Origin of the sequence: Daejeonella sp. H1SJ63 (assembly GCF_029360775.1) — a bacterium.
GTDB lineage: Bacteria > Bacteroidota > Bacteroidia > Sphingobacteriales > Sphingobacteriaceae > Daejeonella.
The window spans coordinates 26,947-51,823 of sequence record NZ_JARKMZ010000020.1; the positions used below are offsets into that span (position 1 = coordinate 26,947).

Consider the following 24,877-nt stretch of genomic DNA (forward strand, 5'->3'; position numbering starts at 1 on the left):
TTTGCCTCCCATGGCGGTTACACTTTACAAACCCTTCGAAAAGCTGAATTTCAGCAAACAATTCTGTTTCCTGAGCGGAGAAAAACTACAGTCGGCAGAAGAAGAGATCTCTGTTTTCCCCTTATGGCTGATGCAGGAATATGAATTGCAGGATAAGCCATTCAAACTTCTTGACGAAAGTATTTCAACCTATAGCGATATGAAATTACCCTGTTCGGGAAATATCTTTGAACAGTACATCGAGCCGCTTGAAGAAGAGATCAAAGCTGCATTTCTCAGCGGATACGAGAGTGTTAAACAAGTGCCTGAGATCAGACTATTTCAATGGATTAGTAAAATGGTCTATGGCATTCTGTTCAATGAGATCCGTACTGGAATAATTCAGCAAAAAGCTAAAGGTGAAGAGTTCAGTTTTTCACAATCGCTTGTACATAAATTCGGCAATCTGCATCTGATGCTGCAATCGTTGAATAAGCCATTGATCTTTGACGGGAATATGCCCTGGTCAATAAAAGTATTTAAGATTGAAGGCACCAAAGATCTCTTTAACTATCGTGATGAGATCAATACACTCACTTTTTCGCTGGCAATGAAAGATTTCGGGATCGTTGCCTGTCTTCAGGATAATGGAACAAATAGTATTTACCACAAGGAGATTCTTGACAAAATTATTGGCAAAGCTTTACATCCGGCTCAGTTTGAAGAGATCTGCGCGAAATTTTTCTATTCCAACTATCTTTTTAACCGCTTGCCCGAATATACAGTAATGCCGACTGAAGATGCCGTTTACATTGAAGCAATGCCGTTAAGAGGCATGAGCAGTAAACCACTTTTCGATTTCTGGCAGAACAAAACCTATGCACAAGTACTTGAAAATTTCTGGAAGCCATGGGGTATACTCATGTTTGAAATTATCAAAGACCCTGAGAGTCCGATGAGCTGGCTGTTGGATAAAGAACAGGAGTTCATTCCGGCATCATCGGTTGAATTACCTTCCTGATCGGAAATTCTATCTTCCTGTAAGCTGATTCACAAAATACCCCGCAATATCCGGGTAATAAATTATTGTGAACAGAATTCCGGTCAATGCCCCGTAAAAGTGAGCATCATGATTGATACCATCCTGAGAGTTACGGGATGAATACCAGCAATAACCCAGAAAAAGAAATCCATAAAGTACGGCTGGAATTGGCAATGGGATTGGGAAAATCATCATTTTATTCATTGGGTAGAACAAAATATAGCTGAAAACCACTGCACAAACCGCTCCGGAGGCCCCCAAACTGTTAAACCAAAAATGTTCTTTATGTTTAAAAACTGAGGTCAGATCACTTAAAACAATGCTTGCAATGTACAATACTCCAAACTGAACATGCCCCCAACTGCTTAATGATACAAAAGTCTTTTCCAGGGTAAATGCAAAGAAATAGAAAGAAAGCATATTTACAAGTAAATGGCCCCAGTCTTTATGAATCAGACCACTGGTAATCATGCTGTAAAGACGACGGCCCCTGCTTACACTATAAGGATGAAGCATAAACTTACCGTAAACCTCTGCATTTGAGAAGGCATAAATACTGGTAACTATCGTGAAAATAAAAATTATAGTGGCAATTGGTGTTTCGTTAATAAAGCTTTCCATATATCTCAAATCTAATTTTGCAGGCCGCATGAAAAACATGCATACTCTCTCACAATAATCTCATTTTACACTGAGAAGTGCAGCAAATATATAAGCCTTATTCAACTTCAACGATAATCATCCTGATTTAATATCATGATTTAAATTAAATCTCTTTTACTCTTCGGCAAACTGTCAAAGATCAATTCATAAGAATGATCGATCATTTCCTTTAACTGAGCATCACTTAATCTGCCATTCATAAAGACTGTATTCCAGTGGGTTTTATTCATATGAAAACCCGGCTGCACCTCTTCATATTCTTCTCTCAGTAAAACGGCTCTTTCCGGATCACATTTTACATTAAAACGATCGGGCTGATCAAGTCCGCAAAGCAAAAAGATCTTCCCCATCAGCTTAAATACAAGAGTGTCCTCACCGAAGGGAAAGGATTCGTCCACATGGTTTTTGGACAAACAATAATCTCTTAAAATTTCAACATTCATCCGAAAAACTAATTGGTTCAGTATATCAGTCATGCAACAGGATTGATGTAATTTTGCAAGCCTGAATAAATTTAAAAAAAAATGACCTATCCCGAAAATATACGCCATACCGTTACCGGGCGATTTTTACGATACACAGCAATAGATACGCAATCTGATGATTCTTCAGATAGCTGTCCTTCGACCCTAAAACAAAAAGATCTGGGAAGATTGCTCGTGTCAGAATTACTTGAGATGGGGCTTACAGATGCCCATATAGATGATAACGGATATGTTTATGCAACGATTCCGGGAAATACAGACAAAAAAGTGCCGGTAATTTGCTTTTGCTCTCACATGGATACGTCTCCCGATTGCAGTGGTAAGAACGTAAAAGCCATCATTCATAAAAATTATCAGGGCGAGGATATTGTCCTTCCCGACGACAGGAATCAGGTAATCAGAATGAATGAGCATCCTGATTTAAAGAATCAGATTGGCAATGACCTGATCACAGCCAGTGGAACAACACTTTTAGGTGCTGATAATAAAGCCGGAATTGCTGAAATAATGGATGCTGTTAATTTCCTGGTATCGAATCCTCAGTACAGGCATGGGGAAATAAAGATTCTTTTCACACCTGATGAAGAAATCGGGAGAGGAGTGGATAAGGTTGATCTGAAAAAATTAGCAGCAGATTTTGCGTATACGATTGATGGAGAAAGTGCAGGAACTATTGAAAACGAAACATTTTCAGCCGACGGCGTAAAGGTAATCATCCATGGACTAAGTGCACACCCCGGCTTTGCAAAAGATAAAATGGAAAGCGCTATAAAAATTGCTTCAGAGATTGTAGCTGCACTACCTAAAGAACTATCCCCTGAACGTACCTCTGATGATAAGGGTTTTGTACATCCGGTCTCCATCAGCGGGACAGTTGAAAAAGCCTCGATCGAATTTATTATCCGCGATTTTGATACCCGAATGCTCAATGAACATGAACAGATTCTGGAGGAGATAGTTTCGAAAATTCTTAAAGCCTATCCGAGCAGCCGTTATGAATTCATTATTGAAGAACAATATCGCAATATGAGGTCTGTTATTGAGCAATATCCCCAACTCACCGCTTTTGGAATAGAGGCAATCGGGCGAGCCGGGATGCGTGCAAAACTGCAGCGCATCAGAGGCGGAACGGATGGATCGAGGCTCTCTTTCATGGGTCTTCCCTGCCCGAATATATTTGCAGGTGAGCATGCGTTTCATAGCAAACAGGAATGGATATCGGTGCAGGATATGCAGAAAGCGGTTCAAACTATCATTAATCTGGCGTTGATCTGGGAGGAAAAAAGCTGAAGCAATTCTCTCACAGAAAATTACTCTTAACATTTTTTAACTAAAAGGCAGAAACAGTCAAGGTATATTTAATGATCAATAAAGACTAACCAATTCTCATGAAATCATTTAGAATACTATGTAATGAAATCATTACGAAACAGCCTTTTAAACCTTTATCTGAAACACAGTCTAAAAACTCGTATGATGACCAAAAAAAGTAAATTCTTAGTTTTCTTAACATCATTATTTCTGCTTACAGGTCAAATAGCCTGGGCACAAAAAAAAGCAGAAATGATCCTGACCAAATGGGCAGATCAGGCTCCTGTAATTGATGGTCAGTTAAATGACTGGAAAGATAGTCTTGAACTGTATAATAATACAGCCAGGCTTTATTACAGTCTGTCAAATGACAACGAAAATATTTATCTGGCTATAAAAAATAATTCCAGAGAAAATTTAATGACGATACTGGCCACAGGTATCAGCTTTTCAGCAAATATTGAAAGCAATAAAAAGAATCCACCAAAAATTACATTTCCGGTAGTAGACCGTACTCCGGGTAAAAAACGTAATACCACAGAACAGCCTGAACCGGAAGAGATGCAGAAGGAAATACTGTCCAGAATTAAAGAAGTTCGGGTGAGTGGCTTCAAAGAGATCATTGACGGAGGAATTTCCCTTTACAATACCTATGGAATTAAGGCAGCCACCGGTTTCGATTCAAAGAATAATCTGGTTCAGGAAATTGCCATTCCGCTTAGTTTACTTGGCTTACAAACAGGAAATAATGAACCGGTAAGCTACAGTATCCGGATTAATGGATTTCAGGGTCCGGCGGTAAAACAGGAACGCGATAGGTACAATGATATGTATGGAGGAAGATATGGCAGAAACTATGGCGGAATGTACAGAGGTATGTACGGCGGAATGCCGGGAGGAAATTATACCACGAGGCCACAATCAACAGCAATTGAATTTTTTATAAAAAGTCCGCTGGCAGTAAAAAAATAAGCCGGTCAGATTAATTCAAATACTACCAATTATAAATTAACAAAAATGAAAAAAATTTTACCCTTAGTTATCGGCTTTCTGATCAGTTTCGGAGCTTTTGCACAAACTAGTCGTGATATAAGCGGGGTGGTCAAAGACTCAACCGGCACCGGTATTATTGCAGCAACCGTAAAATACATTGCAGGTAAGGATACTTCCTTTACCAGAACCAATGTAGATGGAAATTTTATTTTCAAAGGGGTAAAATCATCCACATTCCTCCTCACTGTTACAAGTCTGGGGTATGAAGGTTTGAATAAGCGTTTCCTTTACAGAGATGGGGATACACCAATTCAGCTTGAGCCAATAACCCTGAAATCAATGAACCGGATGCTCAATGAGGTAGTTATTTCTGGCACACCGGCGGTTTCAATCAAGGAAGACACTGTTGTATATCGTGCATCCGATTATCCATTAAGGGAGAATGCATTAGCAGAAGATTTGCTGAAAAAGCTTCCTGGCGTTGAAGTAGATAAAGATGGCAATGTAACAGCTCAGGGTAAATCTGTAACACGTGTAAGAATTAATGGCAAAGACTTTTTTGGCGGTGATGTAAAGACCGCTACACAGCAGCTTCCTGCAGATATCCTTGAATCTGCTCAGATCATCGACGACTATGGCGATCAGGCCAATCTGACCGGAATCAGAAATGGTGATCCTGAAAAAATACTGAACTTTACAATCAGGGCAGATAAAAACAAGGGATATTTTGCACGCGGAACTGTTGGCGGAGGTGATAAAGAACGATATCAGGCATCATTAACAACTAATACCTACAATAACTCAGAACAATTTTCATTCATCGGAAACCTGAACAATACCAATAGCTCTGTATTTAACTTTGGTGGTGGGGGCGGCTTCGGAGGCGGTGGTGGTGCTGCCCGTGTACAAATGGCCGGCGGAACAACCGGTGGCGGTGGCATGCGATTTATGGGTGGTGGTGGATTTGGAGGTGGAGGCTTCCAGGGTTTTGGAAACAATGATGGATTAACCTCTGTTGGCTCCATTGGCATGAACTACCGTAAAGATTATGGTAAAAAAGTAAGTTCATACGGAAACTATAGTTATTCTAACCGAAATAACGATGTGATCAGTGATCAGCTTCAGCAAAACAACTTTCAAAATTCTATGGTATCAACAGATCAGAACACTTTAAGAAACCTGATTAATGATAATCATCGCTTTAGCTGGAATGTGGAATACCGCCCGGATAGTTTAAGTTTTATCAAATTTAGTCCTTCGTTCAGTTATGGAAAAACTCAGGATGCAACAAGCTCAGATTATATTCAGTATGACAATGGGCGTCTTAACTCTGATGGAAGCAGCAAAAGCTATACAGACTCAAAAAATCCAAACTTTGGTGCTAACCTTCTTTTAAACCGCCGGCTTCAGAAACGTGGTCGGAATATTTCTCTTTACGTTTCAGCCAATAATGCAAAAACCAAACAGGAAGATGATCAACTCACTCAATATATCAATTATCTTGTCAATGGTGGCACTTCAAACGTATACCGGAATCAGGAGTTATACGATAATAACAGAAATTACAACATAAGTACCAACCTGTCTTATAATGAACCACTTAGCGCAACAAGTAATCTGGAATTTAATTATAATCACAGTACCACCAATTATAAAAATACCAGGGAAACGTATGATATCAGTCTGACAGGAGCATCAGCTTACAATAATACCTTAAGTAATGATTATGACTACTCTTTCATTACAAACCGCTTCGGAATGAACTACAGGGTAAACCAGAAAAAATACAATTATTCATTGGGTATCAGCGCTCAGCCAACTTTGCTTGAAGGTAATTCGGTAGTAATGGGAGTGAGCACCAGAAACAAAAATACAGGCTTTAATATTATTCCTTCTGCACGCTATTCTTACAACTTCTCAAGAACAAGAGCATTTAATGCCATGTACTTTGGAAGAGCAAATGAGCCGACTTACATACAGTTACAGCCAACACCTGATATTTCAAACCCGCAATATCCGGTATATGGTAACCCTAATCTGGGTGCAGAATTCATGCATCTCCTGAATTTCAGATACAATAATTTCAACTTTAATTCTGGAGATGTTTTATTCTTCAACTTATCGGGTAACTATACTGAAAATAAGATCGTTTCCAATATCGTGCGTTCAATGGATCCTGCTGTCGGGTTGGTTCAGGAAACAAGATATTTAAATACAGATGGATATTATACTGCAAATGCTTTTTATAACTTCTCAAAACCATTTCAGGAGAAGAAATATGTATTCTCATTTAACGGTTCGGCAAACTATATCAATAATATTTCCTATACTGATAATATCAAAAACAGAGGTAAGAACTGGATATTTTCACAGGGTCTGAATATGCAAATCAACCCAAACAAAAACCTTGAGCTTAACCCGGGCCTGAGATATAGCTTCAACAGTAACTCAAATGATGCTATCACCAATAATAATACAAAAGTTTCTACTTATACCCTGAATTTCAACAGTAAGGTCTATTTCCTTAAAACCTGGCTGATAGGTTCAGATTTGGGCAAATCATTTAATAATGGCTACAGCAGTTCACTTGCGGTAAATCCGTTTATTATTAACACCTACCTTGAAAAACAGTTTTTCAAAGATAAACGTGCTACTTTAAGATTACAGGGCTATGATCTGCTGAATGAGAATACCAGCGTATCCCGTTCAGTAACTGCCAATGCAATTACTGATAGTCAGAGTAACCGTCTGTCAAGATATTTCATGCTGAGCTTCACCATGAGAATTCAAAAATTCAGTGGAAAGCAACCTCAGCAACAGCAACAAATGATGGGTCCGGGTATGAGACCCGGAATGGGTGGCCATGGGCCGGGAAACTTCTGATAAACTATTTTAAAACCACTTAAAGCTACTCCCTGAAGAGTAGCTTTTTTGTTAAGACACTTTTATTAAAGACAGGAATATCTATATTAGAATGAGAAAACATTCGAATATGGAAAGAAGAAAATTTATATCCAAAGGATTGGCAGCAGGCGCAATATTGCCTGCAACCTATGCTACTCTATTAAGTTCAGAGGCTCAGGCAGCTGAAACTACTCCAAAATCAGAGGCTGAAGCAAATAAACTGGCTGAAGAAGATGGGATAATCATCGAAAGAAGTGTATCCGGCAGACCGCATGAGGGTAAAGTACTTGCAGTAATACAACCCCATGTTGATGATTCGACCTTATTTGCCGGTGGCACTATCGCCAAACTGATTAGCGAAGGCTATACCGGCTACCTGATAAGAACTACCAATGATGATGCCGCTGGTGGCGGAACAGATGGTGACAGGGTTCTAAATAATGAAAGAGACAATGATAAAGTTGCCAAAATATTAGGACTGAAAAAAGTATATAATCTGGGATATCGTAATCACCGTATGGATGAATACAATACGCAGGAAATTAAAGGAAGATTAATCTTTTTATTCAGACTATTAAAAGTTGATACAATTTTCAGTTATGATCCATGGGGTCACTATGAAGAAAACCCTGATCATTATGTAACTGCACAATGTGTTGAAGCAGCCAGATGGATGTCGGGAAGTGTTGACTACCCTGAGCAGCTGGAAGTAGTGAAACCTCATTCAGTAAAGGAGCGTTATTATTTTGCAAGAGGCCCGCAGTTGGTAAACAGAATTGTGGATATCACGAAGCATATTGATACCAAAGTTGAAAGTAACGCGGTAATTACTACTCAGGGACCCGGAGGTAATGCAGGATCAAGAATCAAAAAGAGCCTGGCTGAAAAGGGTAAAAAATTACCAATACTTGGTGATACAGATGCCTCTGCAGATGCAAATTATATTAAACACTTCGTTCTGGATAAAGACTCCCTAACTCAAAGAGGAACTCCTTCAGATCGTGAAGTAGGCAAGAAATATGGTCTGGAGTGGGCAGAAGCATTTCACTATATTGGAGATACCCCTTCTGTTCTGCCAGATTATATTGAGAAAAACGCGGTTTCGAAATAAAATCAATATACAATTAAAGAAAGGGCCCCGGTGATGAATCACCGGGGCCCTTTCTTTATTAACTATTTTAGTTCTTTTTGGCTTTTTTCATTGGATTATCACCTGTGGATACGCCTCTGGTACTTCTGCTACCTTTAAAAAGCTCAAATCTGCTTGGCAGAAACTGCCTTGGCCAATAGTTATTTTCCTCATCAATATCTGCTGTTTCGCGTAATGGATCAAGTACAATGCTTTTTACTTCCTTCTTCCTGGCAAACACTTTAGACACTTCTGATTCATTCAATCTCCAGATCTCAGCAGGAATCCTTTCAATTTCCGAAGTTCCGTCAGTAAAGTTAAACTGAATGATCAGAGGCATAACCTGACCTCCGACATTTTTGAATCTGAGTTCGTAAAAGTTTAGATTGTTGTTCAGCAATTCCTTTTCCTGCGCACTTAACCCGGCAATAAACTCAGAATATGCCTTTTCATCTTCAGGAGTAACACTGAATGGATTATAGGAGTTGTAAAAATCGCGGGTAGCCGGATCTGATTCCACAATTGTTTTCGGAGTATCCTTAAGGTTATTATTCTTGCTGATATAGCTTTCTTCCCGGTCAAACACCTTCTTTGCATCAGCTTTCTTTTCTGCCGGGCTGCGATTATCAAGTTTAAACCAGCTGGCTGACTCGAGTGAAATATCAACAGGTTCTGTTTTGAAGAACCAACCCCTCCAAAACCAGTCAAGATCAACTGCTGATGCATCTTCCATAGTTCTGAAAAAGTCGTCAGGAGTAGGATGTTTGAACATCCAGCGCTGAGCATATTGCTTAAAAGCATAATCAAACAATTCCCTTCCCATAACCGTTTCTCTGAGAATATTTAATGCAGTTGCAGGCTTGGCATAAGCATTCGGTCCAAACTGAATGATATTTTCAGAATTAGTCATGATCGGCTCAAGCAAATGCTTCTCACTTCTCATATATGGCACTATTTTATGTGCAGGACCCCTTCTTGATGGATAATTTCTATCCCACTCCTGTTCAGCCATAAACTGCATGAAAGTATTTAAGCCCTCATCCATCCAGGTCCACTGACGCTCATCCGAATTGACGATCATCGGAAAGAAATTATGTCCAACCTCATGTATAATCACAGAAATCATTCCGTATTTGACGGCATCTGTATAAGTACCATCAGAATCCGGGCGACCGTAATTGAAACAGATCATAGGGTATTCCATACCATTGGAAGCCTCTACAGAAATAGCAACCGGATAAGGATAATCAAAGGTTTTTGATCCGTAAGATTTAATGGTATGTGCAACAACCTTGGTAGAGTATTGCTCCCAGAGTGGATTTCCTTCCTTAGCATAATAAGACATGGCCATTACATCCTTATTCTGCTGTTTCACTGCCATCGCATCCCAAATAAATTTGCGTGATGAAGTCCAGGCAAAATCCCTAACATTTTCTGCATGATAAATCCAGGTTTTCTTATCCTTAGATCTGCCTTTCTCCAGCTTCTCGGCTTCTGCCTGCGTACGGATGATTACAGGTTTGTCATAACTTTTCTTTGCCTCTTCCCATCTTTTCAACTCAACCTGACTTAAAACCGACTCAGGATTTTGCAATACTCCGGTGGCACCAACCATATGATCTGCCGGAACAGTAATTTTAACTTTATAATCACCGAAAGTCAGTGCAAATTCACCTTTGCCCAGGAATTGCTTATTCTGCCATCCCTGAAAATCGGAATAAACTGCCATTCTCGGAAACCATTCTGCCATGGTATACAAATAGTTACCATCCTTAGCAAAATACTCGTAACCCGGACGACCACCGATAAAACTCATTCTGTCATGAATATTGAAAGTCCAGTCCATGGTGAACTCAATTTTAGCTCCCGGTTTAAGTGGCTCAGGCAGATTAAGCCGCATCATTGTTTTATTAATCGTCACAGGAATATCCCTGCCCGACATGTCTTTAACTGAGATGATCTTGTATCCAAGATCCTGATCATGCCATAAAATCCCCTGAAGCTGGGTCATTGACATGTTCGGAGAAATTTTACTCTCGGCAACTTTAGGGGTATTTGAGTCCTTAGCCCTTTCATTCTGATCAAGCTGGATCCATAAATAAGAAAGCGGATCAGGAGAATAATTATGATAAGTAACTTTCTGCCATCCTTTTATAGATTGCTTCTCGTCATTCAACTCAACCACAATTTCATGGTCAGCTTTTTGCTGCCAGTACATATGACCTGGTGCTCCGGATGCCGTCCGGTAAACATTTGGAGAGCGAAGACTGCTTCCTAATTGTTCAAATCTTTCAGCATGGTTTTGCCCGGTTTGTTGAGCAATGCCTGTAAATCCGCAAAGCAATAAAATTGCTAAAGCAATTGATATTCTTTTCATTGTCTTAAAAAGGGAGTTAATACAATTGGTAATTTGAGTCAGGATATAGACCCGTTTTTATCCAGAGGATAAAATCTTCACTAAGATAATCAGCAGGAGTAGAATTCAAAGAAAAATACTCACCAAAATTTCGTTTCAATCATCATCATAACTGCCATTCCAAGAATTATTGCGGAAACCACAATTGTCCATTGCTTTCGGTTTACCCTGAAGATCTTAAATGCTATCAATGAGGAAAGTAGAAAAATCAGAACTATAAATAACTGGCCGGCCTCAAGCCCGACATTAAATGCAAAAAGAGGATTTAAGACGGACTCTTCATTCCCCAGCAATGCCTTCAGATAATTGGAAAACCCAAGCCCGTGAATCAGCCCAAAGAAAATTGCAAAAAAATAATTAATCTGTACTCCTTTAGCTGTTTTAGGATTCAGTACATTTCCTGCTGCTGTAATTGCAATAGTTACAGGAATCAGAAACTCTACCAGATCTGAGCTGACACTTACCAATTGAAACGTTGCTAAAGCCAGAGTTACCGAATGCCCTATTGTAAAAGCTGTAATTAATATGATGATTCTTTTCCAGTCTGCAATAGAATACAAACTGCACAGAACCACAACAAATATTATATGATCAAAACCGGCAAGATCAAGAATATGATTTATTCCAAGCCGGAAATAAAGTTCAAACTGCCCCATAAAAATCAGATTGTTAAATAATCTCTGAGCTTAATCAGATAATCTATAATTTGCAGCAAATATCAAACATTATGCTCTATAATTGTATCTTTTCAGTATTTCTGCTCATTCAAAGCTTATTTCATCCCTTTTATATAAGCCTGACTGAAATTAAATACAAGGCCAGGGAAAGCACTCTTGAGATCTCTCAAAAAGTTTTCCGGGATGACCTTGAGGTTGAATTAACAGATCTTTATAAAAGCAAAATAGATTTTTTAAACCCAAAAGATAAAGCCGATCTCGATAGAAAATTAAAGCAATACGTTCTTCTGAATAATGAGATTTTCGTGAACGGAAAAAAAGCAGAATTAAACTATTTGGGTTACGAAATTGAAGAAGATGCGGTCTGGTTTTACCTTGAAGCAAAACAAATACCCTTACCTCAGAAAGTAGAAATCAGAAACAGTATTCTTCATAAGCATTTTGACAGCCAGCAAAATATTATCAATTTCTATCGGGATAAAAATCCGAGAAGCCTGATTCTGATTAAGGGAAAAGATCGCGGACAACTCATATTTTAAAAATAAATTATTGATTTAAACTTTATTCAAATGCAGATTAAACTGATTTTATTAAGCTTATTCTTGTTAGCCACGGCATCAATTAACGCTCAAAGTAAAACCCCCAATATTATTCTTGTGTACATTGATGACATGGGTTACGGCGATATTGGAATCGCAGGTGCAAACGCTTACAACACACCGAACTTTAATCAGATGCAAAAGGAGGGTATTTTTTTTACCCAATTTTATTCACCACAGGCAGTTTGTACCGCATCACGTGCAGGTGTTCTGACCGGAACTTATCCAAACAGAATTGGTTTTGCCGGAGCACTGGACCATATGTCGAAAATGGGATTGAATCCGGATGAACAAACGATCCCGGAATTATTAAAGAGTAAAGGCTATAAAACCGCAGCCTACGGCAAATGGCACCTTGGGCATTTACCCGAGTTTCTACCCTTAAAACATGGATTTGACGAATTCTTTGGAATTCCTTACTCAAATGATATGTGGCCAAATCATCCAACCGGCAAAAACTATTATCCGCCCTTACCGCTTATCGAAAATGAAACAACGGTGCAAACCAATCCTGACCAGACTCAGTTTACCACACGATTCACTGAAAAGAGTTTAAGTTTTATTGAAAAGAATAAGGCAAATCCGTTTTTCCTTTATCTGGCTCATCCTATGCCCCATGTACCCCTGTTTGTTTCTGATAAATTTAAGGGCAAATCAAAACAGGGTCTTTATGGCGATGTGATGATGGAACTCGACTGGAGCATCGGCCAGATCAGAAATAAGCTGAAGGAACTTAAAATAGAGGAAAATACGCTGCTCATAGTTACTTCAGACAATGGGCCCTGGATTAATTACGGTAATCACGCTGGAAGCACCGCCGGACTGAGGGAGGGCAAAGGAACATCATTTGAGGGTGGTCAGAAAGTCCCTTGTCTAATGGTGTGGAAAGGAGTTATTCAGGGAGGAACTATATGCAATAACCTGGCATCTTCCATTGATATCCTGCCTACAATTGCTGCAATAACCGGTGCAGAATTATCAGGAAGAAAGATTGACGGGGTGAATATTTACGAACTGATGAAAGGCGATTTCAGCCAGAACCCACGGGATCACTTTTTATATTATTACAGAAAGAATAGTCTGGAGGCAATCAGAAAAGGTACATGGAAATTGGTATTCCCGCATCATAGCAGAACTTATGAAGGATTTAAGCCGGGAATTGATGGTATGCCCGGTCAGGTTAATGAAAATTATTTTGTTGAAGGCGGATTATATGATCTCAGAAGAGACCCCGGCGAAAGATATAATGTAAGAGGAGATTATCCTGAAATTGAAGCCGAACTGCTTAAAATAGCTAAGGAAGCACGGGAAGATCTTGGTGATGATCTGACCGGAAATCCGGGAAAAAACAGAAGACCTGCCAAAGTGCTGAATTAAATCCGGCAAGTGGCAGGTCTGCTGTATTAAATGGATATTATTTTATTTTAGAAAATTCGGCCGGCTTCATATATACCGACTCCACTTTTGCTACCAGCTTACCATTTACTTCAGATGCTGTACTGGCTTTTATCCAATCAGGATCCTTACGGAAATTTTCCCAGGATAATCTGCCTGCTGCCTCATCTTTGTATGCAAGAAAATACAGAAGTTTAGGCTGCTCTGCCGGATCTTTTTCAATAGTTGTAAAATAAGCCACATTCTGCATGCCATTATTCTTAAAGATCTTCATGGTATGATCTCTGAATCGGTTTTCAAGATTATGAAGTTTCTCAGGCATTGCAGTATAGATACGCATTTCAAAAGTGCGCATTTCACCTGCTTTTGAAGGCTTAATTTTAGGTGAAAAATCTGCAGCTTTCAGGAAATAAATATTGGCTCTGGCAATAATCTTTCCGTTTTCTTCTGATTTTTTTGCAGCTGCCTGCCATTGAGGATCTTGACCGAATTCTTTCCAGGATGCATCTCTCGCTTCCTTGCTTGGATAAGCCATTAAATAATAGAAAGCATTATCGGGATTATTGGTAGGAATCCAGTAACCCAGACCATCAATACCATGTTTCTTAAACAAAGGCACGGCATGGTCTCTGAACCTGTCAACCAGGGCATCCAGTTTACCGGGATTACAATAATAAACTCTGAGTTCAAAATAACGATTGTCTGCTTTTTGAGCAAAGCTTAACTGGGAAACCAGAAGCAGGCATAGGAATAGTAGTTTTTTCATATTTGATAAAGAAACAAGGATTGTCATAAATCCATAAGATAAAAGTTTGCGTTCGCCGCAGGAAACACCGCCTAAGTTAAGGAAACTTCTATTTAACGCAATAAAAAATGATAATTCACAATTACTGTGCCTTCTTATTTTTGCTTTTAAATACCTTCGACCCACTGACATCTTGAAATACTTCTCTTTTTTAACGCTTCAGACCTGGTTTTGCATCTTTCAAAATAACCCAATTTAAAAGGAATGTATAATCGTATTGATTGGGTTTTCCCCCTTAATTATATCGTTTGAGTCATAAATTCAGATGTTCAGGACAAATTCATAAAAATTAATTTTAAATCTAATTCCCTATCCGGGTTCCGCACAAAAGAAAAATTTTCATCCGTTTATTTTTTTGTTTTTTAAATCATACCCCTGCGGGTTTTGGCAAAATCATGATGGTTTCTACTGCTTAAAGAAGAGCCCCTCATAAAATAACCGAACACCTTTACTCTCTTAATAATATTTTTCATACTATTATTTTCCGCCCTTAGTATAGTAGTTTTTTTATATTTGACAAATAGAGTGATATGCTTTATATAAGTGTTAAAATATCTCTGGATTTTATTTTTTTACCATAAATTCTTAATCAATTCCAAATCTGCAATTCAGCAGTAAACCAAATTATTTTCATGAAAAAAAATTTACTAATGTGTTTTTTGAGCATTTTGATATTAGCTACACATGCTTATGCTCAGGAAGTAACAGTAACAGGTCAGGTGACCTCAGCGGAAGACGGTCTGCCGCTTCCGGGTGTTTCTGTTAAAATCAAGGGATCGAATGTCTTTGATTTAACTAATCAGAATGGAATGTATTCCATTAAAGCAGGTCAGGAAAGTGTATTGATATTCAATTATATTGGTTCGCTTCCGGAAGAAAGAAAAGTTGGTTCCTTAAGGGTAATCAATGTTCAACTTAAAGCAGACTCTAAGGTTTTAAACGAAGTGGTGGTAACAGCATTTGGTGTGAAACAGGAGGTTAGGGGTTTGGGCTTTTCTACACAAAGTGTAAAAGCCAAAGAAATTGTTGACTCTAAACAACCAAATCTTGTAAATGCCCTGCAGGGAAAAGTTGCCGGTGTGCAAATTACTAATTCCAGTGGCTCTGCAGGTGCCTCATCAAATATTATGATCCGTGGTGGAAGTTCTTTAAGCGGAAATAATCAACCATTATTTGTTGTGGATGGTATTCCTGTAGATAATACTACCCCACTGAGTCAGGGAGGTTTGGGTGCAGGTACTGCTCCGGCTTCGAACAGGGCAATAGATATCAATCCGGACGATATAGAGAGTATCACAATCTTAAAAGGACCTGCTGCTGCTGCTTTGTATGGTATACGGGCCGCATCCGGTGCTATTGTGGTTACAACAAAAAAGGGTTCCGGTGGTTCAGCAAGAGTTAATTATCAAAACACATTTTCATTGGATAATGTTAACAGATTACCTACTCTGCAAGATAAATACAAACAGGGTGATCAAGGTGTTTATAATACCACAGCTTCCGATTCATGGGGACCAGCCTTTGCTCCCGGCGAACAAATTTATGACAATCTTGGTAATTTCTTCAGCACAGCTTTTGCTCAGAACCATGATATCTCAGTAAGTGGCAGCTCAGAACAAACCCGATATTTTACTTCAGCTTCTTTATTGGATCAGGGTTCAATTGTTGATAATTCTGATTTTAAAAGGAAATCTTTCAGGTTAAATGCTGACACCAAAATAGGTGAAAAACTAACTGTTGGCGGATCTGCAAATTACGTTCGTACTGACAGGAGTTATGTTCCACAAGGCAGCGCCAACGGAGTGATGGGTGCTTTATACTGGCCGCGAAATGAGGATATGAAAAACTATCTGAATCCAAATGGTACTCAAAGGGTGTTTAATGTTGCCGACAATGATAATCCATACTGGACTATTCAAAATAAGCCGATCATCAACAATATCAACAGGGTAATTGCTATCGGAAATATTGACTATAACCCTTACAGTTTTTTAAATATTTCATACAGGTTAGGAACAGACTACTACAGTGAGAATTTCAAGTCCATCACAATGCCCGGAACTCTTGAATCAACTGCAGTAAGAGGTGCTATTGCACAAACTTCCGGAGACAATCAGATAACTACCTCTACAATTATTGTTACCGGAAAGAAAACTATTGCAAAGGATTTTAAACTTAGTCTTGCATTGGGTCAAAACCTAGAGAGTGCCAGCAATAGAAACACCACATCCAGTGCAGTCCGTTTTATAGATCCTACTTTCCCAAGTATCAACAATACTGTAGCTGCCGATCGTACAGTTTCTGAGAGATTGTACAGAAGAAGAATATTTGGATTATTCGGTGATTTTACCGCAGATTGGAAAGGCATGGCTTATATCAATCTTAGAGCAAGGAACGACTGGTCATCTACGCTACCGGTTACCGACAACTCCTTTTTCTACCCTTCGGTTAGTGGAGCCCTGATCATTACTGATATTTTGAGGGAGTGGGGCCTGAAGCCTAATGACAACACATTTTCTTATGGTAAGATCAGAGCAGCATATTCTGAAGTTGGAAAAGATGCACCTGCACACGTAACTACAACATCACTTGCATCCGTAACCAATACTTTTACTATCAATCCCAGAGGATTTATCACCAATGCGAATAATCCTTTCGGTAACCCTACTCTGGTACCTGAGTTTACAAAGGCATTTGAAATTGGTACTGATCTGAGATTTCTAAAAAACCGTATTGGCATTGATGTTACTTATTATAACAGCAAATCAAGCAATCAGATACTTGCTACAAGAGTACCTCCATCTTCAGGTGCTTTCCTTACCTATCTGAACGGAGGATCAATAAAAAATGAAGGAGTGGAGTTTGTTTTCAATGCACAGGCTATTACTAATCCGAATTTCAAATGGTCTGTCGATCTTAACTTCGCAAAGAATACTTCAATTGTAAAAGGCCTTCCGGGAACATTGGACCGTATCGAGTTGTCTGATGCATGGGTTTCTGCAAATGCAGCTCAGGGCGCAGCTTTCTTAAATGGAAGTTTATTCGGAATTAATGGAAATGTCTGGAAGCGTAACTCAGGCGGACAACTGCTATTAGCAAACAACGGCTATCCACAGGTTCAAACTGCATTAACAAATATAGGAGACAGAAATCCTGATTTTACTACCGGCATTACCAATACATTTACTTATAAAAAATTATCTTTTGCTTTTATGGTTGATGTTCGTGTTGGCGGAAAGGTATATAATGCAACAGAGAACTCTCTTGTGCGGTCTGGTTTAAGTACCAAAACACTCGACAGAGGTACAAAAGTATTTGATGGAGTGATCGAATCAACCGGTGTTAAGAACACTATTGCTGTGCCATTGAATCAGAATTACTACCAGACCATCTATGCCAATCATGGATATGATTTTGTTGAGGATGGCGGATGGTACAGACTTCGCTATGCAACATTAAACTATAAAATGCCGGCTAAGCTTCTGGAGAAGATCAAGGTTAAAGGATTAGACTTCACTGTAACAGGAAGAAACCTGCTATTAATCACCAACTATTCAGGTGTTGATCCTGAGGTTTCAGGCAGTGGTGCCGGTGTGGGTGGTTCAGGATCCTTTGGTTTCGATAACCTGGGCATTCCGGCAACTCGCGGTGTAGATTTTGGCTTGAGATTAACGCTTTAACAGAAAATTGATTGACATCTGCAGGAATAACTAATGTATCAAAGCTTATGTTCCAGAAACAATGGCCTATACAAGTTTCCTGCGTTTAAATACAAAATAATATGAAAATTAAATATAAAAAAATCACTTACGTCTTATTAAGTATGCTCTTGCTGAGTACCTCATGCGAGAAATACCTGGATGTAAATAAGGATCCGAATAATCCATCAAAAATTTCTGCTGCAAGTCGTTTAGTAGGTGCAATAACTACCTCTAACGGTTCAGCGATGTGGAGAGGGAGCCGGGAAGTAGCCGGCCTGACCCAATATGGAGTAACAAAGCTTACTACAGGTAGTAATATGGCGGCAGAAACCTGGCGTTTTACCTCCTCCTATTTCCTTTGGCAAAATGCATATGTTTTTACTATGCCTAACTGTGTGGATCTGATTGTCCTTGGTCAGGAAGAAGGGAGCCCTCATTTTGTTGGTGTCGGAAAAACTTTACTGGCTATGAACTTCGGTCTGCTAGCCGATCAGTACGGTTCAATTATCGTAGATGATTTTTATGATGGTAAGTCGCAACTGAACCTGACGCCTAAAATGCAGGATCAGGAGACAGCATATAAGCGTATTGATCAACTACTTGATGAGGCTATTCTGGCATTCAACAGTACAACGAATGCAACCTCTTTAAATGCAAATGGCGGAGACATTATGTTTCAGGGAGACATTAATAAATGGAAGCGTTTTGCCTGGGCATTAAAGGCAAGATATCTGAACCACCTCTCGAAAAAGACAGGCATTTATAATCCCGCAAAAATTATTGAGGCTTGCGGAAATGCATTTAATGGCGACGGTATGGATGCGGAATTTGCTTATTTAGGTGGCGGTATGGAAACAGACCAAAACCCATGGTACAGTTGGGGAGGATTCGTGCTTCCGGTAGGGATAACTGACCCTAATAGTGCTTTATATAATCCAAGATATTTTGCCTGGAGCCAATTCTTTGTGAATATGCTTACCAGTCTTCCGGTTACAAATGCTGCTTATCAGGATCCACGGATCAGTAAGATTATGAAGCCTGCTGCATCAGATGGACAATATAGAGGTCTAAGATCAGGGGGCGCTTTAGCCGGAGGTCAGGGAATTCTTGCAAACGGACAAGCAGGAGATGCAACAAAGAAAAATGGCAATGATTATGGAAGATTCAGTAACAGCGGTTTTTATACAAGTGAAAAATCTCCAATGCCTTTTATAACTTACTCTGAGGTAAAATTAATTGAAGCAGAGGCCAGATTAAGAAGTAATGATGTTAGTGGTGCAATTACTGCCTATACAGAAGGTGTAAAAGCAAATATGCGTAAACTTGGCGTTGCCCCTGCAGAAATAAATGCTTATTGGGATGCTATTCAGGCTAATGGCTTAAATGCTCAGTTTAGCAATCTTACACAAGGATTAAGTCATATCATGAGACAAAAATATATTACACTGTGCTTAAATCCTGAAACCTGGGTTGATATGCGCAGATCTGATTTTAGCCAGGCTATTTATGGCCCGTCTCTGGTACGTCCGTTAAACTTAAATTCTGTTGTATTTGATGTAAATAATTCCAGTCAATGGATCAGAGCAATGGTTTACGAAGGCAATGAGCAGACCCGTAATCCGCAAGCCGTAGGTGATAACTCTGAAAAATACCGTTTATTAACTCCTTTATGGTGGGATAAGAATTAAACATCATTCCGGATATGAACAGGAAAGCCTCTGAAATCAAATCAGAGGCTTTTCTGTTTAAAACCCATTCTGCTTTAATAAAGCAAATCTATAGTGCTATAAAATACCCTTTTACAAGTGGGACATGCCACTCTAAAAATATTAACAATCAATTAAAAGTGGTCTCAGCGGGAATCGAACCCACATCTAAAGTTTAGGAAACTTCTATTCTATCCGTTGAACTATGAGACCTGATGTTATCTAATCACGCTGCCATTATTGATAGCAGCGGGAGGCGCAACAAAACTAAGATTTCCATCTGAATTTTCAGCCATAAGAATCATTCCCTGTGATAAAATACCTTTGATCTCTCTTGGCTCAAGATTAATCAAAACAGAAACCTGCTTCCCAATAATCTGTTCAGGTTCAAAATATTCTGCAATACCCGAAACAATAGTACGCTGATCCAGTCCGGTATCAATCTTTAACTTAAGTAGTTTCTTTGTTTTTGCTACTTTCTCTGCTTCCAGAATTGTACCCACTCTGATATCCATTGATGCAAACTGATCAAAATTCACATTTGGCTTTGCATCTTCAGGTTTTATTGCTGCCTGAGCATTTGCCGCCTTACTGTCTGTCAGCTTTTTGATCTGTTCTTCAATCAGTGAATCTTCAATCTTTTCAAATAAGAGCGCTGCCTCATTAAGCTGATGCCCTGCTGAAAGAATATCGGTACTTCCTGCCTTGTCCCAGGTCTGAGTACCCATATTCAACATGTCTGCTAATTTTTTGGCGCTGAAAGGAAGAAAAGGACCGGCTAAAACGGCAAGATTTGCCGCAATCTGCAATCCGACATTAAGTACTGTTTTGACTCTGTCTTCATCTGTTTTGATCAGCTTCCAGGGCTCTTCATCAGCAAGATATTTATTTCCAAGGCGAGCCAGATTCATAAACTCAGAAAGTGCTTCCCTGAATCTGTACTGCTCAATAGAAGCAGCAATCTTTGCAGGATATAATTTCATTTCCTCCATTACTTTTTGATCTGTTTCGGTAAACGGAGAACCCATCATAACCTTGCCACCGAAATACTTGTGCGACAGAACCAAAACCCTGTTTACAAAATTTCCGAAGATTGCTACCAGCTCATTATTATTTCTTGCCTGAAAATCCCTCCAGGTAAAATCATTGTCTTTGGTTTCAGGCGCTGTTGATGTCAGCACATATCTGAGTACGTCCTGCTTGCCCGGAAATTCATGAAGGTATTCATGAAGCCATACCGCCCAGTTTCTTGAAGTGGAAATCTTATCACCCTCAAGATTGAGGAATTCATTTGCCGGTACATTATCTGCAAGAGTAAACTGTCCGTGAGCCATTAGCATGGCAGGGAATATGATGCAATGAAAAACAATATTATCCTTACCGATAAAGTGGACAAGCTTGGTTTCCTTGTCATACCAATACTTCTCCCAGCTCTCAGTTGGTCTCAGCTCTTCATTTAAATAATATTCCGACTTTTTTTCAGCACCAAGTTGCTGATTACAAAGGTCTTTTGTACCCGAAATATAGCCGATAGGGGCATCAAACCAAACATAAAGAACTTTACCATCAGCACCTTCCACTGGAACTTTTACTCCCCAATCAAGATCACGCGTCATGGCGCGTGGATTTAACCCGCCACTAAGCCATGATTTACATTGACCATAAACATTTGGCTTCCATTCTTTATGTGAATCAATATAAGCTTCAATCTGAGGCTGCATTTTATCCAATGGAAGGAACCAGTTCCTTGTTTTCTTCAGAATAGGTTGTGCTCCCGATAAAGTTGAATGAGGATTGATCAGTTCTGTCGGGCTTAATGAGGTACCGCACTTTTCGCATTGATCTCCATACGCTTCTTCATTACCGCATTTAGGACATGTCCCAACAATATATCTGTCAGCTAAAAACTGCCCTGCTTTCTCATCATAATACTGTTCAGTTTCCTCTTCATCAAATACCCCCTTATCATAGAGTGTTCTGAAAAATCCGGAAGCGGTTTCATGATGAGTTGGCGATGAAGTTCTATGATAAATATTAAATGATACACCAAAATCGCGGAAAGAATCGCCGATAATCTTATGATATTTATCAACCACCTGCTGTGGATCTACACCTTCTTTTCTCGCCTTCAGTGTAATTGGAACTCCGTGCTCATCTGATCCGCAAACAAAGATCACATCCTTTCCTGTCGATCTGAGAAATCTCACATAGATATCAGCAGGAATGTATACACCTGCCAAATGGCCAATATGAACCGGTCCGTTAGTGTATGGAAGAGCCGCTGTAACCGTATACCTCTTGAATTTATCGTTTCCCAAAATCTTAATATTTGCGTGAATGAGCCTGTTTTTACCTTTTGCAAAGATAAGGGCTAATGTGTTAAATTACTAATCAGTTAGTTTGACAATTTACTTATCAGGCATTTTGTAAATTTGTCTGTTCATCAATAACATCCGGGCAAAACATTCTGTATTACAAAATTCAAAATAACACAGCTAAAATTGACTAATCAGCTAAATCATCCATTCAAAACGCCCCCTTACCTGAAAAAGGGAGATACCGTAGCGATTACCTGCCCGGCAAAAAAATTGCCTTCCGGTATCGGTGAAGCCGTACGTTTACTCGAATCATGGGGGCTCAGAGTATTACTTGGTGATACTGTGGAAGCCTCATGGCATCAATTTGCCGGAAATGATGAACTCCGGACTGGTGATTTCCAGCGTTTTCTGGATGATGAGAATGTAAAAGCCATATTTGCTGCGCGTGGAGGCTATGGAACAATCCGGATAATAGACCGGCTTGATTTTAGCGGCTTCAGAGATCATCCAAAATGGATTATAGGCTTCAGTGATATTACCGTACTGCATAGCCATATTCAGGCTTTGTATAAAACCGAGAGCATTCACGGGCAAATGCCGATAAGCATTCCTGAAGGATCAAAGTTTTCACTGGAAATCCTGAGAAAGGCGCTATTCGATGAGTCAATTGAATACAGCTATAAAAGCATCCTTAAAAACAGACCGGGCAACAGCACAGGAATTCTGACAGGAGGTAACCTTACACTTCTGGTAATGATGTCGGGATCTGTATCTGAGCAGGACTATACCGATAAGATTCTGTTTATTGAGGATGTTGGCGAATATTTGTACTCCCTCGACAGGATGATGTGGAATCTAAAGCGTTCAGGCAAGTTAAATAATCTTAAGGGACTGATTGCAGGCTCATTCACAGAAATGAAAGACAATGATATTCCATTCGGACAAAATGCCGAACAAATCATTATGGATCATGTTAAAGAGTTTGATTATCCGGTATGTTTCAATTTCCCGGCCGGACACATTGCAGATAACCGGGCCTTAATTTTAGGAAGAACAGTGTCACTTCAGGCAGAAGATTATGCAGTAAGAATGATTTATAAAACCGATCATTTGTAGTAATATCCGTAACTGTGGTAAGTAAAGGGTATTGGATACAGGCCAGAGAATAAATCACCCCATCAGGAACAATTTAAAACAGAAAAAGCGAACAATGTCCGCTTTTTCTGTTAATTAAGGATCAGAGAATATTATCTCCAGCCTCCGTTAGAAGTATTGGTACCATCTGCTTTTGCAACAGTTCCAAAAGTATAGAATGGTTCAGTTAAGCCCATAGTCTGCTGAGTTTTAGCAGGAATTGGCAAGTGCAAAGGCGTACCTTTCTGTAAAAGATCCCTTTTTCTCATTTCAAAGAACTGCAAGCCAAGACCGGTTGTATACATCTCAACATGACGCTCATGATGAATTGCCTGAACTATGTCTGCAGACACTGCAGCAACATCAGCCATCTGACCACGGGTCTTACGGGTACTTGCATTGATAATTGCAGCAGCACCTGCAAGATCAGTTGTATATGCTCTTGCTTCAGCTTTCAGCATATCATTTTCAGCTTTCATTACCTGCGCTTTTGGACCAACACCGGCAACATACAGATCATCATATCGCTTATTTCTGTATGGAGAATAGTGATAATAACCTCTGGCAGCCTGAAACCATTGTGAACCAACATATTCAAAATCAGTCTTTAAACGCTGATCAACCGGATTTGTAGATGCAGTTGGATAAGGGAAAGTTGGACTGTCAGTCCAGTGCTGAGGCTTGGTAGGATCCATCATGTTCACAACATAATTGTCTGTTACACCCCATCCCTGATAAACAAGATAGTCACCAGCTTCATCATACCACTTAGCATATCCATCCTGCACTACAATAAAATCAGATGTAATTCCTGCATCAGCATAGGTCTTTACTTTAGCCCAGTTTACAGCCGCCAGCTGGCTTTTGTTACGGGGAGTATAAGACATGATTCTTGCAGCAAATGTACTTGCCAGTTTTTTGAATTCAGCACTTGTATAATCTTTATCAGTACCCAACCATTCTTTTGGAATAGTGAAGGTATTTGCCCCAGCCAGAGCAATTGCTTCGTCAAGATAAATTAAAGCCTGTGCAGATACTGCGGTATAAGAATCTGCAGCATCAACAGTTGATCCTTTTGCCGGAGTTTTTTCATCTACAATAAACGCTCTGTCAAAAACCATTGCAAGGTTGCCGTAACCAAGCCCCTGTGCAAATTTACACATAGCCTTAGTTCTTGGATTTCCTGCACCTGCAGCTCCAATATTCACACCTTCATTTATTGCTTTCAACACATCAGAAGCTGTATTGATGGCAGAATACATATTATTCCATAAATGAAGCGTGGAAACCTGATAGCTGTAAGTAGGAGCGTTATTCCATGCGTTGTTGCGGGGCTCCCATGACATATCCCTCATGGCTTGATTACCCCATGAACATGATACGTTATCTGCAGCAGTTGCAAGCATCATCTTTGATCCGCTAAATGCATTCTCGCCAACATAAATAGTGTTATATAAACCCGAGGTTAAGTTTTCAAGTGCAATACCATTGGAGAATACTTTATCAAAATCGGGCTGATTTAAGTTTTCTACCTGCAGCAAATCTTTTTTACAACCCTGTACTAAAAACAAGGTCAGTGCGATTGCATATATATATTTAATTTTTTTCATAATTCTTTTT

The 24,877-nt window shown here is 39.4% G+C and carries 17 protein-coding genes and 1 tRNA gene; 10 read left to right on the forward strand and 8 right to left on the reverse strand.

Annotation, left to right across the window (positions count from 1 at the left end; translation table 11 throughout):
• Positions 1–10 precede the first annotated feature (10 nt).
• Complete coding sequence (locus P2W72_RS06095) at positions 11–1,000, forward strand: hypothetical protein (protein ID WP_276360093.1); 990 nt, start codon at positions 11–13, stop codon at positions 998–1,000.
• Between the two features lie 9 nt (positions 1,001–1,009).
• On the opposite strand, the gene P2W72_RS06100 is transcribed toward P2W72_RS06095, so the two are convergent.
• Both P2W72_RS06100 and P2W72_RS06105 read right to left on the reverse strand, forming a co-directional pair.
• On the reverse strand, positions 1,010–1,642 hold the full coding sequence (locus P2W72_RS06100; protein WP_276360095.1) for a rhomboid family intramembrane serine protease: 633 nt from the start codon (positions 1,640–1,642) through the stop codon (positions 1,010–1,012).
• A 140-nt stretch (positions 1,643–1,782) separates the two neighbouring features.
• On the reverse strand, positions 1,783–2,127 hold the full coding sequence (locus tag P2W72_RS06105) for an MmcQ/YjbR family DNA-binding protein (RefSeq protein WP_276360097.1): 345 nt from the start codon (positions 2,125–2,127) through the stop codon (positions 1,783–1,785).
• An 81-nt stretch (positions 2,128–2,208) separates the two neighbouring features.
• Here P2W72_RS06105 and pepT point away from each other — a divergent pair, with 81 nt between their 5' ends.
• The 4 genes from pepT (at position 2,209) to P2W72_RS06125 (ending at position 8,488) form a co-directional block, all read left to right on the forward strand.
• Entirely contained in the window at positions 2,209–3,459 is a 1,251-nt protein-coding gene (pepT, locus tag P2W72_RS06110) for a peptidase T (protein WP_276360099.1), read from the forward strand.
• Between the two features lie 183 nt (positions 3,460–3,642).
• A complete protein-coding gene (locus P2W72_RS06115) occupies positions 3,643–4,452 on the forward strand; it encodes a hypothetical protein (protein WP_276360101.1) in 810 nt (269 codons plus the stop codon).
• A 45-nt stretch (positions 4,453–4,497) separates the two neighbouring features.
• Positions 4,498–7,356, forward strand: a complete 2,859-nt coding sequence (locus tag P2W72_RS06120) for an outer membrane beta-barrel protein (RefSeq protein WP_276360103.1) — start codon at positions 4,498–4,500, stop codon at positions 7,354–7,356.
• Positions 7,357–7,465: 109 nt separating this feature from the next.
• Positions 7,466–8,488, forward strand: coding sequence for a PIG-L family deacetylase (locus tag P2W72_RS06125; protein WP_276360104.1), 1,023 nt, complete (start codon positions 7,466–7,468; stop codon positions 8,486–8,488).
• A gap of 67 nt (positions 8,489–8,555) precedes the next feature.
• Here the strand turns inward: P2W72_RS06125 and P2W72_RS06130 are convergent, their stop codons facing one another.
• Positions 8,556–10,883: a M1 family metallopeptidase gene (locus P2W72_RS06130; protein WP_276360105.1), complete on the reverse strand. Its 2,328-nt coding sequence runs from the start codon at positions 10,881–10,883 to the stop codon at positions 8,556–8,558.
• Positions 10,884–11,002: 119 nt separating this feature from the next.
• Positions 11,003–11,578 carry a HupE/UreJ family protein gene (locus P2W72_RS06135; protein ID WP_276360106.1) on the reverse strand — a complete coding sequence of 192 codons (576 nt, stop codon included), beginning with the start codon at positions 11,576–11,578 and terminating at the stop codon, positions 11,003–11,005.
• Between the two features lie 71 nt (positions 11,579–11,649).
• Here P2W72_RS06135 and P2W72_RS06140 point away from each other — a divergent pair, with 71 nt between their 5' ends.
• Together P2W72_RS06140 and P2W72_RS06145 are read left to right on the forward strand one after the other, a co-directional pair.
• Positions 11,650–12,138 (forward strand): DUF6702 family protein, encoded by a 489-nt coding sequence (locus tag P2W72_RS06140; protein ID WP_276360107.1) that lies wholly within the window; start codon positions 11,650–11,652, stop codon positions 12,136–12,138.
• A gap of 30 nt (positions 12,139–12,168) precedes the next feature.
• Positions 12,169–13,575, forward strand: a complete 1,407-nt coding sequence (locus tag P2W72_RS06145; protein ID WP_276360108.1) for a sulfatase — start codon at positions 12,169–12,171, stop codon at positions 13,573–13,575.
• A 37-nt stretch (positions 13,576–13,612) separates the two neighbouring features.
• Here P2W72_RS06145 and P2W72_RS06150 read toward each other — a convergent pair whose 3' ends face one another.
• A complete protein-coding gene (locus P2W72_RS06150; protein ID WP_276360109.1) occupies positions 13,613–14,359 on the reverse strand; it encodes an NIPSNAP family protein in 747 nt (248 codons plus the stop codon).
• Between the two features lie 671 nt (positions 14,360–15,030).
• On the opposite strand from P2W72_RS06150, the gene P2W72_RS06155 reads away from it, so the two are divergent.
• Positions 15,031–18,078, forward strand: coding sequence for a SusC/RagA family TonB-linked outer membrane protein (locus P2W72_RS06155; RefSeq protein ID WP_276360110.1), 3,048 nt, complete (start codon positions 15,031–15,033; stop codon positions 18,076–18,078).
• Between the two features lie 101 nt (positions 18,079–18,179).
• A complete protein-coding gene (locus P2W72_RS06160) occupies positions 18,180–19,787 on the forward strand; it encodes a SusD/RagB family nutrient-binding outer membrane lipoprotein (protein WP_276360111.1) in 1,608 nt (535 codons plus the stop codon).
• A gap of 159 nt (positions 19,788–19,946) precedes the next feature.
• Here P2W72_RS06160 and P2W72_RS06165 read toward each other — a convergent pair.
• Both P2W72_RS06165 and metG read right to left on the reverse strand, forming a co-directional pair.
• Positions 19,947–20,018, reverse strand: a tRNA-Arg gene (locus tag P2W72_RS06165).
• A 5-nt stretch (positions 20,019–20,023) separates the two neighbouring features.
• Positions 20,024–22,126, reverse strand: coding sequence for a methionine--tRNA ligase (gene metG, locus P2W72_RS06170; protein WP_276360218.1), 2,103 nt, complete (start codon positions 22,124–22,126; stop codon positions 20,024–20,026).
• A gap of 180 nt (positions 22,127–22,306) precedes the next feature.
• Here metG and P2W72_RS06175 point away from each other — a divergent pair, with 180 nt between their 5' ends.
• Positions 22,307–23,239, forward strand: a complete 933-nt coding sequence (locus P2W72_RS06175; RefSeq protein WP_276360112.1) for an LD-carboxypeptidase — start codon at positions 22,307–22,309, stop codon at positions 23,237–23,239.
• 131 nt (positions 23,240–23,370) lie between these two features.
• Here the strand turns inward: P2W72_RS06175 and P2W72_RS06180 are convergent, their stop codons facing one another.
• Positions 23,371–24,867 (reverse strand): hypothetical protein, encoded by a 1,497-nt coding sequence (locus P2W72_RS06180; RefSeq protein WP_276360113.1) that lies wholly within the window; start codon positions 24,865–24,867, stop codon positions 23,371–23,373.
• Between the last annotated feature and the right edge of the window lie 10 nt (positions 24,868–24,877).

Coding starts and splice junctions, on each gene's coding strand:
- P2W72_RS06095 (WP_276360093.1), top strand. CDS start 11: ATGGCGGTTACACTTTACAAACCCTTCGAAAAGCTGAATTTCAGCAAA.
- P2W72_RS06100 (WP_276360095.1), bottom strand. CDS start 1,642: ATGGAAAGCTTTATTAACGAAACACCAATTGCCACTATAATTTTTATT.
- P2W72_RS06105 (WP_276360097.1), bottom strand. CDS start 2,127: ATGAATGTTGAAATTTTAAGAGATTATTGTTTGTCCAAAAACCATGTG.
- pepT (WP_276360099.1), top strand. CDS start 2,209: ATGACCTATCCCGAAAATATACGCCATACCGTTACCGGGCGATTTTTA.
- P2W72_RS06115 (WP_276360101.1), top strand. CDS start 3,643: ATGATGACCAAAAAAAGTAAATTCTTAGTTTTCTTAACATCATTATTT.
- P2W72_RS06120 (WP_276360103.1), top strand. CDS start 4,498: ATGAAAAAAATTTTACCCTTAGTTATCGGCTTTCTGATCAGTTTCGGA.
- P2W72_RS06125 (WP_276360104.1), top strand. CDS start 7,466: ATGGAAAGAAGAAAATTTATATCCAAAGGATTGGCAGCAGGCGCAATA.
- P2W72_RS06130 (WP_276360105.1), bottom strand. CDS start 10,883: ATGAAAAGAATATCAATTGCTTTAGCAATTTTATTGCTTTGCGGATTT.
- P2W72_RS06135 (WP_276360106.1), bottom strand. CDS start 11,578: ATGGGGCAGTTTGAACTTTATTTCCGGCTTGGAATAAATCATATTCTT.
- P2W72_RS06140 (WP_276360107.1), top strand. CDS start 11,650: ATGCTCTATAATTGTATCTTTTCAGTATTTCTGCTCATTCAAAGCTTA.
- P2W72_RS06145 (WP_276360108.1), top strand. CDS start 12,169: ATGCAGATTAAACTGATTTTATTAAGCTTATTCTTGTTAGCCACGGCA.
- P2W72_RS06150 (WP_276360109.1), bottom strand. CDS start 14,359: ATGAAAAAACTACTATTCCTATGCCTGCTTCTGGTTTCCCAGTTAAGC.
- P2W72_RS06155 (WP_276360110.1), top strand. CDS start 15,031: ATGAAAAAAAATTTACTAATGTGTTTTTTGAGCATTTTGATATTAGCT.
- P2W72_RS06160 (WP_276360111.1), top strand. CDS start 18,180: ATGAAAATTAAATATAAAAAAATCACTTACGTCTTATTAAGTATGCTC.
- P2W72_RS06180 (WP_276360113.1), bottom strand. CDS start 24,867: ATGAAAAAAATTAAATATATATATGCAATCGCACTGACCTTGTTTTTA.